The organism is Streptomyces fodineus, assembly GCF_001735805.1.
GTDB lineage: Bacteria > Actinomycetota > Actinomycetes > Streptomycetales > Streptomycetaceae > Streptomyces > Streptomyces fodineus.
The window spans coordinates 2,552,968-2,567,049 of the sequence record NZ_CP017248.1 but is presented as its reverse complement, the minus strand read 5'-3'; the positions used below and the strand labels follow the sequence as shown (position 1 = coordinate 2,567,049).

Annotated in this window: 13 protein-coding genes and 1 pseudogene; 7 read left to right on the top strand and 7 right to left on the bottom strand. The window is 73.8% G+C overall.

The window, feature by feature from the left end; translation table 11 throughout:
- Positions 1–76 precede the first annotated feature (76 nt).
- A complete protein-coding gene (locus BFF78_RS10380; RefSeq protein ID WP_069778034.1) occupies positions 77–574 on the top strand; it encodes a methylated-DNA--[protein]-cysteine S-methyltransferase in 498 nt (165 codons plus the stop codon).
- Between the two features lie 27 nt (positions 575–601).
- Here the strand turns inward: BFF78_RS10380 and BFF78_RS10375 are convergent, their stop codons facing one another.
- A complete protein-coding gene (locus tag BFF78_RS10375) occupies positions 602–1,225 on the bottom strand; it encodes a TetR/AcrR family transcriptional regulator (protein WP_069778033.1) in 624 nt (207 codons plus the stop codon).
- 102 nt (positions 1,226–1,327) lie between these two features.
- Between BFF78_RS10375 and BFF78_RS10370 the strand changes: the two genes are divergently transcribed.
- Entirely contained in the window at positions 1,328–2,263 is a 936-nt protein-coding gene (locus BFF78_RS10370) for an alpha/beta fold hydrolase (RefSeq protein WP_069778032.1), read from the top strand.
- A gap of 12 nt (positions 2,264–2,275) precedes the next feature.
- Here BFF78_RS10370 and BFF78_RS10365 read toward each other — a convergent pair whose 3' ends face one another.
- Entirely contained in the window at positions 2,276–2,647 is a 372-nt protein-coding gene (locus tag BFF78_RS10365; RefSeq protein ID WP_069778031.1) for a PPOX class F420-dependent oxidoreductase, read from the bottom strand.
- 171 nt (positions 2,648–2,818) lie between these two features.
- Between BFF78_RS10365 and BFF78_RS10360 the strand changes: the two genes are divergently transcribed.
- Positions 2,819–4,051 carry an SGNH/GDSL hydrolase family protein gene (locus BFF78_RS10360; protein WP_069778030.1) on the top strand — a complete coding sequence of 411 codons (1,233 nt, stop codon included), beginning with the start codon at positions 2,819–2,821 and terminating at the stop codon, positions 4,049–4,051.
- 16 nt (positions 4,052–4,067) lie between these two features.
- Here the strand turns inward: BFF78_RS10360 and BFF78_RS10355 are convergent, their stop codons facing one another.
- Positions 4,068–4,550: a DUF456 domain-containing protein gene (locus tag BFF78_RS10355; protein WP_069778029.1), complete on the bottom strand. Its 483-nt coding sequence runs from the start codon at positions 4,548–4,550 to the stop codon at positions 4,068–4,070.
- Between the two features lie 57 nt (positions 4,551–4,607).
- Positions 4,608–4,745: pseudogene (locus BFF78_RS46130) on the bottom strand (helix-turn-helix transcriptional regulator); the annotation flags it as partial.
- A gap of 1,124 nt (positions 4,746–5,869) precedes the next feature.
- On the opposite strand from BFF78_RS46130, the gene BFF78_RS48180 reads away from it, so the two are divergent.
- The 3 genes from BFF78_RS48180 (at position 5,870) to BFF78_RS10340 (ending at position 9,891) form a co-directional block, all read left to right on the top strand.
- Positions 5,870–7,348 carry a protein phosphatase 2C domain-containing protein gene (locus BFF78_RS48180; protein WP_418346755.1) on the top strand — a complete coding sequence of 493 codons (1,479 nt, stop codon included), beginning with the start codon at positions 5,870–5,872 and terminating at the stop codon, positions 7,346–7,348.
- 27 nt (positions 7,349–7,375) lie between these two features.
- Positions 7,376–9,118, top strand: coding sequence for a pyruvate dehydrogenase (locus BFF78_RS10345; RefSeq protein WP_069778027.1), 1,743 nt, complete (start codon positions 7,376–7,378; stop codon positions 9,116–9,118).
- A 299-nt stretch (positions 9,119–9,417) separates the two neighbouring features.
- Entirely contained in the window at positions 9,418–9,891 is a 474-nt protein-coding gene (locus BFF78_RS10340; protein WP_069778026.1) for an ATP-binding protein, read from the top strand.
- Positions 9,892–10,037: 146 nt separating this feature from the next.
- Here the strand turns inward: BFF78_RS10340 and BFF78_RS10335 are convergent, their stop codons facing one another.
- On the bottom strand, positions 10,038–11,087 hold the full coding sequence (locus BFF78_RS10335) for a DUF2637 domain-containing protein (protein ID WP_069778025.1): 1,050 nt from the start codon (positions 11,085–11,087) through the stop codon (positions 10,038–10,040).
- 433 nt (positions 11,088–11,520) lie between these two features.
- Here BFF78_RS10335 and BFF78_RS10330 point away from each other — a divergent pair, with 433 nt between their 5' ends.
- The gene (locus tag BFF78_RS10330; protein ID WP_069778024.1) at positions 11,521–12,345 is read left to right on the top strand and encodes a GntR family transcriptional regulator; all 825 of its coding nucleotides are present in this window, start codon (positions 11,521–11,523) and stop codon (positions 12,343–12,345) included.
- A gap of 224 nt (positions 12,346–12,569) precedes the next feature.
- On the opposite strand, the gene BFF78_RS10325 is transcribed toward BFF78_RS10330, so the two are convergent.
- Positions 12,570–13,082 (bottom strand): DUF2231 domain-containing protein, encoded by a 513-nt coding sequence (locus BFF78_RS10325; RefSeq protein ID WP_069778023.1) that lies wholly within the window; start codon positions 13,080–13,082, stop codon positions 12,570–12,572.
- A gap of 75 nt (positions 13,083–13,157) precedes the next feature.
- Positions 13,158–13,925, bottom strand: coding sequence for a hypothetical protein (locus BFF78_RS10320; protein WP_069783511.1), 768 nt, complete (start codon positions 13,923–13,925; stop codon positions 13,158–13,160).
- Positions 13,926–14,082: the final 157 nt, after the last annotated feature.

The following is a 14,082-nucleotide window of genomic DNA, read 5'->3' as shown; positions in this document are numbered from 1 at the left end:
TGGAGGTGCCTGGTGGGTGGCGGCCTTGGCGGTCGTATGCCGTGCAGCATTTGCGTGTGGTGGGGGAGGGGGGTCGGTGACGATCGTGTACTGGACACAACTGGAGGCGCCCGTCGGGCAGTTGCTGCTCACCGCCGACGCGGACGGGGCGCTGACCTCGCTGTCCGTTCCCGGGCAGAAGGGCGGGCGGAGTGTGCTGGACGGCTGGCGGCGGGATGCCGGGCCGTTCCGGGTCGCCGCGGAGCAGCTCGCCGCCTACTTCGCCGGTGAATTAAGGGAATTCCGGCTGCCGTTGAGTGCACGTGGCACCGATTTCCGGCAGCGGGTGTGGGGCGCGCTGGACGAGGTGCCGTACGGCGTCACCGTCACCTACGGAGAGATCGCCGCGCGAATCGGTGCCTCCCGTGCGGCGGTTCGCGCGGTCGGCGGTGCGATCGGAGCCAACCCCCTGCTGATCGTGCGCCCGTGCCACCGGGTCGTCGGCGCGGACGGGTCGATGACCGGGTATGCGGGCGGAGTCGAACGGAAGGTGTGGCTGCTGACCCTGGAGGGCGCGCTCGCCGGCCTGACCTGATCGGCCGGGGCCGGGCGGGCCGCCGGGTCACCGGGCGGCAGACGTGGGCCCGGACCGGAAGACACGGTCCAGGTGGTAGCCGAGGACGGCGGTGGCGGACTCCGCGTCGCGCTGGCCCACCAGGACGCTGGTGCCGAGCCCGGCCGACATGGCCAGCAGGCCGACCGCCGCCGCGTGGGCGTCCACGCCCGGCCGCAGCAGCCCGGCGTCGGCCGCCTCCCGGAGCAGCCCGGTGACGGTGGCCTCGGCGGCGTCGGGGTCCTTGATGAACGGCTGGGCCGCGAGGGCCTCGTCGGTCACGGACAGCACGGCGTACGAGGTGTACAGGTGGTGGAAGAGCCGGCTCTCCTCGTCGACCGGCAGGGCCGCCGTCAGCAGCGCCTCGATCACCGCCCGCGGCCCCGGATCGTCCCCGGCGGCGCGCACCCGGGCGGTCACCCGCTGCCCGAACTTCCCGGCCAGATGGCGCAGCCCGAAGAGCAGCAGCTTCTCCTTGGACTCGAAGTAGTACTGCACCAGCCGGAGCGAGACGCCCGCTTCCGCCGCCACGTCACGCATCCCCACCGCGTGCAGCCCGAGCCGCCCGGCGGCTCGCACCAGTGCCTCCGCGATCTCGGTGCGCCGCTCTGCGTGATCCACGCGCTTGGGCATCGTCCGGCTCTCCGCTCGTCGGCTGGGGTCTGCGGCCTTTGATGATACAGCCGTACCATTTTTGTGATACGTTCGTATCACAAAGACCGACTACCCCCGGAGATGGCCGTGCCCACAGCAGCCCGTTCCCAGCACGACGTCGGCCGCTATGTCAGCGACGCCTGGCGCGAGCGCTACTTCACGGCCTGCGACGCGCTCTACGCCCTGGGCGCGCCCGCGGCCTGGGAGCAGGACGTGGAGACCTCGTACGGGACGACGCACGTCTACCGCTACGACCCCGACGAGCCGGCCGCCCGCGACCGCACCCCCGTCGTCCTCGTCCACGGCGCCGGCTCCTGCTCGGCCATGTGGTATCCGAACACCCCCGCGCTCAGCGCCGAACGGACCGTCTACGCGATCGACACCCCGGGCGACCCGGGCCGCAGCGTGCAGCGCGCGCCGATCCACGAGCCCGAGCACGCCGCGCGCTGGCTGGAGGAGACGCTCGCGGGGCTCGGGCTCGACCGGGTGCACCTCGTCGGCTCCTCGTACGGCGGCTGGCTCGCCCTGAACCAGGCGCACCGCGCCCCCGGGCGTCTCGCCTCGGTCACCCTGCTCGACCCCGGCGGCCTGGAAAAGGTGGGACTGCGCTTCTTCGTGTGGATCTTCGCCAGCCTGTTCGCCACCTTCGCCCCGAAGCCGCTGCGGCGGCGCCTCGCCTCCTGGCTGGAACAGCCGGTCCTCGTCGTACCGGAACTGCGCACCATGATCCGCACCGGAGTCCGCGCCCACCGCATCCGCCGCCCGGTGCCGCAGCCCCTGACCGAGGCCGAACTGATCACCATCCGCACGCCGTTGTACCTGGTGCTCGGCAGGCGCAGCCTCCTGGTGCACCCGGACCGGCAGGTTGAACGCGTGCCCCGGCTGATCCCGGGGGCCCGGGCCGAGATCATCGCCCGGACCGGGCACGGACCCCGGATCGACCACGCCGAGCGGACCAACCGGCTGATGCTGGACTTCATGAACTCCGCCGAGCGCGGCCTGCCGGCGCCCCGCTAGACGGCCGTCGCCCTACTCCTCCTCCAGACCCCAGCTGTGCACCCGGCGGGGACGCAGGCGGATCACCTCCTCGCTGAAGTGCGGGCCCAAGTCGTGCGGGCCGACGAGGAGTTCGGCCTCTCCGCGGATGTCGACCCCGCGCACCCGCCACGGGCGTACGCTCACCACGTCGTCCACGACCAGGGCGATCTTCGGGTTCCGCTGGAGATTGCGCCACTTCTTCGTCGTCCCCATGGCGTAGCCGCCGATGAGGATCGTGCCGTCGTCCTGGACGCGAAAGCCCACCGGGTTCGCCTGCGGCTGGCCGTGCGGGTCGACGGTGGCCATCCGGCCCAGCCGCTGCGATGCCAGATACGCGCGCTCCGCCGCGCTGAATTCGGTCATGACGGCAGCCAAGCACGCCTGCCCGCCTCGCACATCGGCTGCCCGCCCTAGGGCCGCCGCCCTACGCCCCGTTGCGCCGAGCGGGTGGACCGCCGTAGAAGGTGCAGTGGCCGGGCCCGGCGGTGTGGCACGGTCTGCTCCGACGGGCAACGGGGAAGGGCGGGTGCGGAGATGGCCGGGGTCAGACGGGTTCTCGCGGTGCTGCTGCTGACGATGGTGCCCGCCACGGCGGCGCCGGCCGTCGCGGAGCCGGCGGCGCCGCCCTGGACCGGCAGCTGGGAGACCGCGCCGTCGGGAACCACGGCCGCCCTGCCCGGCGCCGCCATCCGCAACGTCGTCCACCTCAGCGTCGGCGGCACAGCCGTGCGCATCCAGCTCAGCAACCGTTTCGGCACCGCGCCCCTGCACCTGGGCGCCGTCACCGTCGCGCTACGCCGGGCGGCCGGTCCCGGCGCCGTACCCGGCACCCTGCACACGGCCACCTTCCACGGCGCCACGGCCGTCACCGTCCCGCCCGGCCAGGACGCGGTCACCGACCCGGTGCCGCTGTCCGTCCCGGCCGCCGCCGACCTCCTCGTCACGGTGTACACCCCCGGCGACGACGGCCCGGCGACCTACCACCAGACCGCCCTGCAGACCAGCTACGTCGCCCAGGCCGGCGCGGGCCGGGCCGCGGACGAGAGCGGCGCCGCCTACACCACCGTCATCGGCCGCTGGTACTACGTCACCGGCGTCGACGTCCTCGGCAGCGCCACCGGCGGCATCGTCGCGTTCGGCGACTCCCTGACCGACGGGAACGGTTCCACGCCCGACGCCAACCACCGCTGGCCCGACCGGCTCGCCGAACAGCTGCGCGCGGCGCGGCTCGGCGTCCTCAACGCCGGTGTGTCCGGCAACCGTCTGCTGCACGACGGCACCGGACCGAACGCCCTCGCCCGGCTCGACGCCGACGCCCTCGACCGGGCCGGGGTACGGGTCCTGGTCGTCCTGGAGGGCATCAACGACATCAAGGGCACCCCGACGGCCGACGACGTCACCGCCTACGCCGACGCCTACCGCACACTCGTCGCCCGCGCCCACGCCCGGGGCATCCGGGTCATCGGGGTCACCCTCACCCCGTTCCGCGGCTTCCCGGCCTACACGGACGCCCGCGAGGCGGTACGGCAGCGGGTGAACGCCTTCATCCGCACCGGCGGCACCTTCGACGCGATCGCCGACGCCGACGCCACCCTGAGCGACCCGGCCGACCCGACCCGCCTCCGGCCCGGCTACGACCCCGGCGACCATCTGCACTTCAACGACGCGGGGATGGCGGCGGTGGCGGACACGGTGCGGCGGGCGCTCGGGGTGGTGGTGCGGCCGTCGGCCCGCCGAGTTCTCGTAACCGCTGAAACCCCCTCGTAGCCGCTCCCGTCACCGCTCAGCCCCCCAGCACCGCCCCCAGCCACGCCCCCGCGATCAGCAGACACGCGAAGAGCTCCGTCAGGACGCTGGAACCGCCCGAGCGCATCGTGGTGCGCAGGGCGGCCATCGCCTCGCCGTGCCGGCCGAGCCGTAGCCGCTCGTGCAGGTAGATACCGGCCGCGAAGCCCGGCAGGGCGCCCAGCACCGGCAGCAGTACGAAACCGAGGAACGCCCCGGCGCCCGCGTACACGCCCATCCCCGGCGTGGCACCGCTCTGGCGGAGCCGGCGCGGCGGCAGGGCGGCGCGGACCGTCAGGGACAGCAGCAGGACCGCGGTGGCGCCCACCAGGACGGCCCAGGCCAGCGGCTGGGGATCGGTCAGCGCCCACCACAGCACCGCGGCCCACACCAGCCACGAGCCCGGCACCCCGGGCACCAGCACTCCGCACAGGCCGAGCACGATGACCACGCCGACCAGCAGGAGCTCCCACACTCCCATCTGCCCAGAGTGCCGGAGAAGGCCCGAAACGGCAGGGGGTCGCCCGTCGGCCGGAGCCTACGACCGGGTGACCCGGTCCCGCTCGTACGCGTGCCAGCCCAGCTGCAGCCGGGTCGTCACCCCGGCCGGCTCCATCAGCCGCCGCACCCGGCGCTGCACGGTCCTCAGGCCCAGGTCGAGCTGCTTGGCCACGCTGCCGCCCCCACGGACACCAGCGCCCGGTACGCCGCCTCGTGCGTCTCGTCAGCCCTATCGCCGCCAGCATCCGCCTGCGTCCCTCCCCTGGAACAGACCCGGCGCCAGGCCCCGGAACACGCCACCGACGAGCCGCCACGGCGGGCGCGGCGGCCCGGTCGCCGGGACGGCGGCCCGGGCCCGGACGTGTGCGAGGCATGCGAAGGGGAGCCGGGGCCGGGCCACTTGGGACGTCGCCGGGCGGTCCTCCCGTGGGGGGTGGGGCCGCCCGGCGGCCATCTGCCGTTGCTCGTACGGCTGTTCACTCCCTCACACGACACGCCGCTGATCGCGTCGGGTGCGCCGGATTTTCCCGATGCCCCGTTTTCATACGGCCCGTGCGGTGGACAATTAGGGGCATGAGCCAGCAGGGGGGAAGGCCCGCGCGTCCCGAGGACGAGTGGTGGGGACAGCTGTACGACGACTCCACCGAGGACACGGGACCGACGGCCGCGCCCGATTCCCTGGACGACCGCTTCGCCTCCGCGAAGCACGCGGTGACGGGCCGGCCGACGGCCCCGTACGACGCGGCGCCATCGGCCGAGGCCTGGCCGCCGCGCGATCCGGCGCCGGGCAGGTGGAACGGCGACGGCGACAGCGACGCGGTGCGAGGCGGCGCCCGAAGTGCCTCGGGCGCGGGCGGCACAGAGCCCCAGGAGCCCGCGGTACCGACGCAACGGGCGGCCCAGGACCCGGCCGCCCCGTCACGCGTCAGCCCGGCCCCGGCGCCCCGCCAGCGGTCGCCACGGGAGCCCGAGCCGACGACACCCCCGACCCCGTCGGCCTTCCCCCCGGACCCGCCCTCGACCCCGCCGAAACGCACCACCTCCGCCACTGTCCCCACCCAGCCGACGGCCCCGCTCTCCGACCACCCGGCAGAGAACCTGCGAACCCCCGCGTCACCTCCGGAACCACAGGCCCCACAGCCACCGTCCGGGCCCCCCGAGCCGCCGGCCCCACCGCCGCTCGCGCCCTCCTCCACACCGTCCGCCGACCGCCCGACGCAGCCGCGACCACCGGCCGCACCCGCCGAGTCGCCGGATGTGTCCCCGTCCGTTTCGCCCTCCGCGCCGTCCGTCGATCGCCTGGCGTGGGACCTGCGACCACCGGCCACGCCTGCTGAGTCGCCGGATGTGCCCCCGTCCGTTTCGCCCTCCGCGCCGTCCGTCGATCGCTCGGCACGGAACCCGCGACCACCCGCCGCGCCCGCCGCGCCCGCCGAGTCGCCGGAGTCGCCTACGTCCGTCTCGCCCCCCGCGCCGTCCACTGATCGGTCGACGCAGGACCCGCGGAACCCCCTGGCGTCCCCCGTGGCGCAGGGATTGCCGACATCCGCATCGCCCCCCGCGCCGTCCGCCCATCGCTCCACGCAAGCCTCGCCGACCCCCGACCCACCCTCCGCGCGCAGCGAACCCGAGGCCCGGTCGGCGCCCCTCGCGTCCGCCGACCCGCAGGACCTGTCGGCACTCGCCCCACCCTCCGCGCCCACCGGCCCCCAGCCCCCGTCGGCACCGGTCACGTCCTCACCGGCGGTCGGCGACGCGCCGTACGCGCCCGAGCCCGCCACCGCCCTCACCCCGCCCCCACCCTCCTCCGCCGTCGACTACGTCGGCTCCGGGCCGCCCACCTACGACCCCGAGCCCACCGCGCTGCCCGCCGCCGATCCGGACGGGCTGGGGGAGTTGGTGGCGGACACCGTGCTGGACGGGGCGCGGTACGGGGCCTGTACGTTGCGGGCCGTGTCGTTGCGGGGGGACTCGGCGCGGTACCGGGGGGAGCCGCGGCGGGACTCGTTGCTGACCGCGCGGTTCGGGACGGGGGAGCAGGCGCTGGTGCTGGTCGCGATGGCGACCGGGGTGCGGGGCACGCCGGGCGCGCATCTGGCGGCGGCCGAGGCGTGCCGGTGGATCGGGCGGGCCGTGGGCCGCAGCCATCACCGGCTGATGGAGGACATCCGGGCCGCCCGGCGCGGCGACCTGAAGTCGGGCCTGCACCGGCTGACCGACCGCAGCCTCGGCAAACTCCGTGCGAGCGCCGCCGACATGGGCGTGGACCCGGAGGAGTACACGGCGAGCCTGCGCTGTCTGCTGCTGCCCGCCGACCCGGACTGCCGTACCCGCGTGTTCTTCGGCGTCGGCGACGGCGGCCTGTTCCGGCTGCGGGGCGGCGCCTGGCAGGACATCGAGCCCCAGGTCACGTCCGAGGGCGACGGCGGTGCACCCGTGGTCGGCTTCGGCTCGCCCCCTGCGCAGACCCCCGACGGCGACCGGCTCACCATGGACCTCGGTATCCCGACCCCGCCGAGCCCGTTCGAGCCCGCGCCCGAGCCGCCCCGCGAGCCCTTCCGGTTCCGTGCCTCGGTGGCCCGCCCGGGTGACGCCCTGGTGATGTGCACGGCCGGCCTGGCCGATCCGCTGCGCGGCGAGGCCGCCCTCTGCGCCTACCTGGCCCGCCGCTGGTCCGCCCGCACCCCGCCCGGGCTCGCCGCGTTCCTCGCCGACACCCAGGTGCGGGTGAAGGGTTACGCCGACGACCGTACGGCGGCGGCCGTGTGGGAGGCGTGACGGCCACCGCTGTGCCTCCATGGGTGCATGGCCAAACAAAACGTAGCCGAGCAGTTCGTCGACATCCTCGTGCGCGCCGGAGTGCGCCGGCTCTACGGCGTGGTCGGCGACAGCCTCAACCCGGTGGTGGACGCCGTCCGCCGCAACGCCGCCATCGACTGGATCCACGTACGCCACGAGGAGACCGCCGCCTTCGCGGCCGGCGCCGAGGCACAGCTCACCGGGCGGCTGGCCGCCTGCGCCGGCTCCTGCGGGCCGGGCAACCTGCACCTGATCAACGGCCTGTACGACGCGCACCGCTCCATGGCCCCGGTGCTCGCGCTCGCCTCGCACATCCCGTCGAGCGAGATCGGCCTCGGCTACTTCCAGGAGACCCACCCCGACCGCCTCTTCGAGGAGTGCAGCCACTACAGCGAACTGATCTCCAGCCCGAAACAGATGCCCCGGCTGCTGCAGACCGCCATCCAGCACGCGGTCGGCCGGAGCGGCGTCAGCGTGGTCGCGCTGCCCGGCGACATCGCCGCCGAACCGGCCCCGGAGAAGGCCGCGCAGAGCGCCCTCGTCACCTCCCGGCCCACCGTCCGGCCCGGCGACGCCGAGATCGACGCGCTCGTGGAGATGATCGACGGGGCCGGCCGGGTCACCCTGTTCTGCGGCAGCGGCACGGCCGGCGCGCACGCCGAGGTCATGGAGTTCGCCGAGAAGGTCAAGTCACCCGTCGCGCATGCCCTGCGGGGCAAGGAATTCATCCAGTACGACAATAAATTCGACGTCGGCATGAGCGGACTGCTGGGCTACGGCGCCGCCTACGAGGCCAGCCACGAGTGCGATCTGCTGATCCTGCTCGGAACCGACTTCCCGTACAACGCCTTCCTCCCCGACGACGTGCGGATCGCCCAGATCGACGTACGGCCCGAGGTGCTCGGCCGACGCTCCCGGCTCGACCTCGCCGTATGGGGCGACGTACGCGAGACGCTGCGCTGCCTCCTCCCGCGCGTGCAGGAGAAGACCGACCGCCGCTTCCTCGACCGGATGCTGAGGAAACACGCCGACGCGCTGGAGGGCGTGGTCAAGGCCTACACCCGCAAGGTCGACAAGCACATCCCGATCCACCCCGAATACGTGGCCGCCGTCCTCGACGAAGTCGCCGACGACGACGCGGTGTTCACGGTCGACACCGGCATGTGCAATGTGTGGGCCGCGCGGTACGTCTCGCCCAACGGCCGTCGCCGGATCATCGGTTCGTTCTCGCACGGCTCGATGGCGAACGCGCTGCCCATGGCGATCGGCGCCCAGTTCACCGACCGGCGACGGCAGGTGGTCTCCATGTCCGGGGACGGCGGATTCTCCATGCTGATGGGCGACTTCCTGACGCTCGTGCAGCACGACCTGCCGGTCAAGGTCGTCCTGTTCGACAACTCCTCCCTCGGCATGGTCGAGTTGGAGATGATGGTCTCCGGACTGCCTTCCTACGGCACCGCCAACAGCAACCCGGACTTCGCCGCCGTGGCCCGGGCGTGCGGCGCCTACGGGGTGCGGGTGGAGAAGCCCAAGCAGCTGGCCGGCGCGCTCAAGGACGCCTTCAAGCACAAAGGGCCGGCCCTGGTGGACATCGTCACCGACCCCAACGCCCTGTCCATCCCGCCGAAGATCAGGGCCGAGATGGTCGCCGGGTTCGCCCTGTCCGCCTCCAAGATCGTGCTGGACGGCGGCGTCGGCCGGATGCTCCAGATGGCCCGCTCCAATCTGCGTAACGTGCCGCGCCCCTGAACCCGCGGGCGATGGGGCGGATTTCGGCCACTTTCACGGCGTGTGACCGTGTGCCGATGGCCGGTGCCGGGCGCATCTGCCTTGCCGTCCCGGGGCGTCCGTGGCGGTCGGCGCCGTCGGGGAGCCGGCGACCCGGGTACGGTGCGGCCCGGCGGGCGGCCCGGGCGCCGTACGGCCGTGGCCGAACCGCCGGTCATCGGGCATGCCTCATGACTGGCTGTGTGCGCGCTGGGCAAGCATCCCTCCGTGAACGTGTTCGACCAGGAGGGGCAGGGTCCAGCGGCGTGCGGGCGGGGGTCATGAAGAGTCAGGCACGAGGGGGCGGTCCCGCGGTCGTCGGGGGCTCCTCGGCGGCGACGGGGGAAGAGGCCGGCAGCATAACGGAACACGCGCACCGGCTCCGGCGCAGGCTGGGGCGGGCGGATCTCAGGGCGGTGCCCGAGGCCCGCCGGGAGTTGCGTGAATTTCTGCGGCACTGGGGCAAGCCGGGCCGCTCGGAGATCGCCGAACTGCTCACCAGTGAACTGGTCACCAACGCGCTCGTCCACACCGACGACGACGCGGTCCTCACGGCGGTCGTGGAGCCGGGCGGACTGCGCGTGGAGGTACGGGACTTCGTGGCCCGCAGACCGGAGCTGAGAGGCCCGGACTCGGACGACGACACCCATGGGCGGGGCATGGTGCTGGTGCAGTCCCTCGCGGACGCCTGGGGCGTACGGCGGCACGGGGTGGGCAAGTCGGTGTGGTTCGAACTGGGCGCAGAGGCGGCGTGACGCTGCCCGGCGGTGCCGGTCGGCAGGGTGCGGGTCGCCGTGGCCGGGCGTTCGGCTCGCCGGGCCGCCTGGGGAGTTGCGGGGCGGGAAACGGGCCGGGGCGTGACCCGTGCGGTCACGCCCCGGCCCCGTCATGAGCGGCGGTCCTAGCCGAACTGCTGCTCCAGGTCCTTCAGCTTGCGCTCCAGGGAGTCCAGTCGCGGCAGGGCCATGGTGTCGTCCTCCGCGGTGAGGTCGACGGTCACCTGCTCAGCGGACCCGCTGCGGACCGGCTGCAGGGAGGGACGGGCGCGTACGGGCAGTTGTTCCGCGGTCGATATGGCAGGCTCCGCGGTTGCCGGGGCGGGGCCACGTTCCACCGCCTGCACCTCGACCTCGACCTGCCGCCCGCCGCGGTTGGCGAAGCCGCGGTGGCCCCGGCTGATCGCCTTCAGCTGGGCGCGCTCGATGCGCTGCTGATCGCGCCGGCGCTGCCGCGTCTCGTCCTTCTGCCGCTTGTCGTCGCGGACCTCCTCGACCGCCTCGTCCAGGCTGCGCACGCCCTCCAGGAGCATCAGCGACCACGCCTTGTAGGTCTCGCGGGGGGCCCGCAGCCAGCGCACGATGCGGATCTGCGGCAGCGGACGCGGCACCAGGCCCTGCTCGCGCAGCGCGGCCCGGCGGGTCTGCTTCAGCGCCCGGTCGAACAGGACGGCGGCCGACAGTGACATGCCGGAGAAGAACTGCGGGGCGCCCGCGTGGCCGGCGCCCCGGGGCGCGTGCACCCAGTTGAACCAGGCCGCGGCCGCGGCGAACAGCCAGACGAGGATCCGGGAGCCGAGGGCGGCGTCACCGTGACTGGCCTCGCGCACCGCGAGGACGGAGCAGAACATCGCCGCGCCGTCCAGGCCGAACGGCACCAGGTACTGCCAGCCGTCGGTCAGCCCCAGGTTCTGTTCGCCGAAGCCGACGAGGCCGTGGAAGGACAGGGCGGCGGCGACCGCCGCACAGCAGAACAGAAGCACATAGGAGGCCGTGCCGTAGATGGCCTCCTTGCGTCTGCGGCGCTCCTCGCTGCGCTCCCACGAGTCGTCGGCGCTCGCGCTCTCCCCGGAGGAGCGCTTGCCGCGCGCGAGCACCGCCACCGCCGCCAGCATGCCCAGGAGCAGTACGGCGCCCGGAAGCAACCAGTTCAGCGATATGTCGGTCAGTCTCATCAGGGGTCCCTTGCATTGGGATAGGGCGTAACGCCCGCCATAGTGGCCCACTCCCGACGGCCCTCAGGGGGTTTCGGGGCAAGAGGCCGCCAAGGAAGTGCAAGGGAATGCCCAGGGCGGCGTTCTGCTCGAACTGCCGCTTGAGGGGCGGGAGTTGAGTTCGAATAAGACTACCCGCACGGGTGGTTCCGCGGAAAGTTCCCGTGACGGGTGGGGAAGGTGTGAATCCGCTGTCAGGGCCCCGTCCGTGTGCGGACGGTCGTGCCGACGATGATCTTAGTGGACGCGGACCGTGCGGTTTGTATAGGCAAGGCTAGCCTTACTTGCTTTCGGGCGAATTTGAACTACACCGTCGGGCGCCTAAGGTGCTTGACGGACAAGTGACAACCCGTCGTTAATGACCCAAGTGCCGACAAGCCGCCAGGAGGGACCCGTGAAGCAGAGCGTGCAGGGCTCCGCCGGTGCGGGGACACCGGAGCCCCGGACGCCCGGCGGCGACCGGGTGCCCGCGCAGGCGCGCGGGCAGGCGCGCGCGGCGGACGGCCTCGACGGCCTGCGCGAGCGGGATGCGACCGTGCCCGCCGCGCGCGGCGAGCACACGCACAGTGAGCGGCCGATTCCCGGGCCGCGGCCCGCGGTGCAGCGGTCCTCGGTGCGCGGGCAGATCCTGGACGCGCTGCGTACGGCCCTGGTGACGGGGGAGCTGAAGCCGGGCGAGGTCTACTCTGCGCCGGTGCTCGGCGAACGGTTCGGTGTCTCGGCCACACCCGTGCGGGAGGCCATGCAGCAGCTCGCCCTGGAGGGTGCCGTCGAGGTCGTACCCAACCGCGGCTTCCGCGTCGTACGGCGGGGGGCGCGGGAGCTGGCCGAGCTGGCGGAGGTGCGGGCGCTCATCGAGGTGCCGGTGATGCTGCGGCTCGCCCGGACCGTGCCGGGCGAGCGGTGGGCGGAACTGCGACCGCTGGCGGAGGAGACGGTCCGCGCGGCCGCCTCCGGCTGTCCGGCGACGTACGCGGAGTCCGACCGGGCCTTCCATGCCGCACTGCTCGCCCTGGCGGGCAATGAGCAGCTGGTCGGCATCGCGTCCGACCTGCACCGGCGCTCGCAGTGGCCGCTCGTCGGCGGCCCCGTCCGGCACGGCCGGGCCGACCTCGTGGCGGACGCGGCGGAACACACGGCCCTGCTGGAGGCGCTGATCGCCGGGGAACTGGATGTGGTGCGGGGCTTGGTGACGGAACACTTCGCCGGGTCCCACTGAGCACTCGCCCCGCGCCGGCGCCGACCGGGGGGTGGCGACTGCCCGCAGCTACGACGGGTACGGCAACGGCGGCGCCCGGAAGGCGCCGGCGCTGCAGCTCCCAAGGGACGCGGGGAACTGCGCGACCAGCCGCCCACGCACCCGCAGCCGGCGAGATTCCTCAGCCACCCGGATCAGGAGCCGCCCTGGGGGGTGCGCTGCGCGGCCTGCCCACGCCACCCGAGTCAGGAGCCGCCGTCCGAGCCGCTCGCCGTCTTCGAGAAGCTGTCGTGCCACGCCGCCTTCGCCCCCGAGTCGCCGATGCGGTACACGTCCACCACCGCACCCGCCGCGACGGCCACCGAGAGCGCGGCCACGATGATCCGCACGGGCAGGGCCGACCAGCGCAGGCCGCCTGCCCGCCCCGTCTCCACGGCACCGCGCCGTGCCGCCCACCACACGAGGGCCGCCAGCACGAACAGGCCCAGCGCCCACGGCAGCAGCCCGTCGCCCAGCTCGGTGTGCCGGCGCACGAGGGCGTCGCTCTGCACGTGCCGCTCCAGCCACTCGCCCGCCTGCGTCGTCAGCGGCACGCTGGCCAGGGCGACGAGAGCGAGGGAGGGCAGCAGGATGCCCAGGCGGCGGGCGGCGCGCGGCCACAGCGCGCCGGTCACCAGGGCGAGGGCGGTCAGCGGGACCAGCACGACGACGATGTGGACCAGCAGCACATGGGCGGGCAGACCGTTGACGAGGCTCATCGGGGCGCTCTCCAGGGGGGTGTCGGGGCGCGCCAGCCTGGCACGGGAAACTATCAGTTCCCTCTCAGTCCGCGCTCAGGCGGTCGCCACCCCCGGAGCCGGCGGAGCCAACTGTCGGGCCAGCCAGGTCGGTACCCCTCCGAGCAGCCGGAACAAGCGCCGTGCCTCCTCCCGCAGCCGCGAGGCCTCGGGCTCGGTCTCCGCGTCGGCCAGCGAGGCCAGCGCAGGCGCCGTACCCACCAGGTAGCCCAACTCCTCGCGGATCCGCAGGGATTCGGCGAAGCCGTGCCGGGCCTCCGCCAACTCCCCGTCCCGCAGGGCGAGTCCGGCAAGATGGCGCCAGGTGAAGGACAGCAGGAGCGGGTCGGCGTGCGCGGCGGCGCCCGCGTGGGCCCGGCGGTACGCGGCCCGCGCCGCCTGCGGGGAAAGGGTCAGGTTCTCGGCGATCAGGCCCCGGCGGAAGTCCAGCAGCGCCCGGTCCGGCGACCCCGGAGGGACCAGCGCCGCCGCGCGCCCCAGCGCGGCCCGTGCCTCGTCCGCGCGATCCCGCACCCCGTGCAGGGTCGCGGTGTAGGCGAGTTGGCCGCGTTCGCAGGCGGCGGCCCCCCGCTCCTCGTCGCTGTGCGCGAGCGCCTCCGCCGTGCGCAGGGCGTCCTCCGCGTCCTGCCAGCCCCGCTCGGTGTACAGGCACCGCTCGACCAGCAGCGCGGCCCGCTGCAGGGCCGCCTGGGGCGTGTCGGGCGGCAGCAGGGCCGCCGCGTCCGCCCAGCAGGCCCGCGAGCGCAAGCGCCATACCGCGGTCTGGAGCGGATCGTCACCGGCGTTCGTTCCGTTACCAGACATGGCGGTGTGCGCCACGTTGCCCTCCCCGAGCACGCCATCGAGCTGTTGAGTGGTGGCGGCATTCCAGCACCGATCGCCCGGCCGGGCCAAGGGGGTGGGTGAAAGATTTCACAAAGTAGTGGGGTGCGGGCGTGACCGGGTTTCGCCCTTGCGCGCC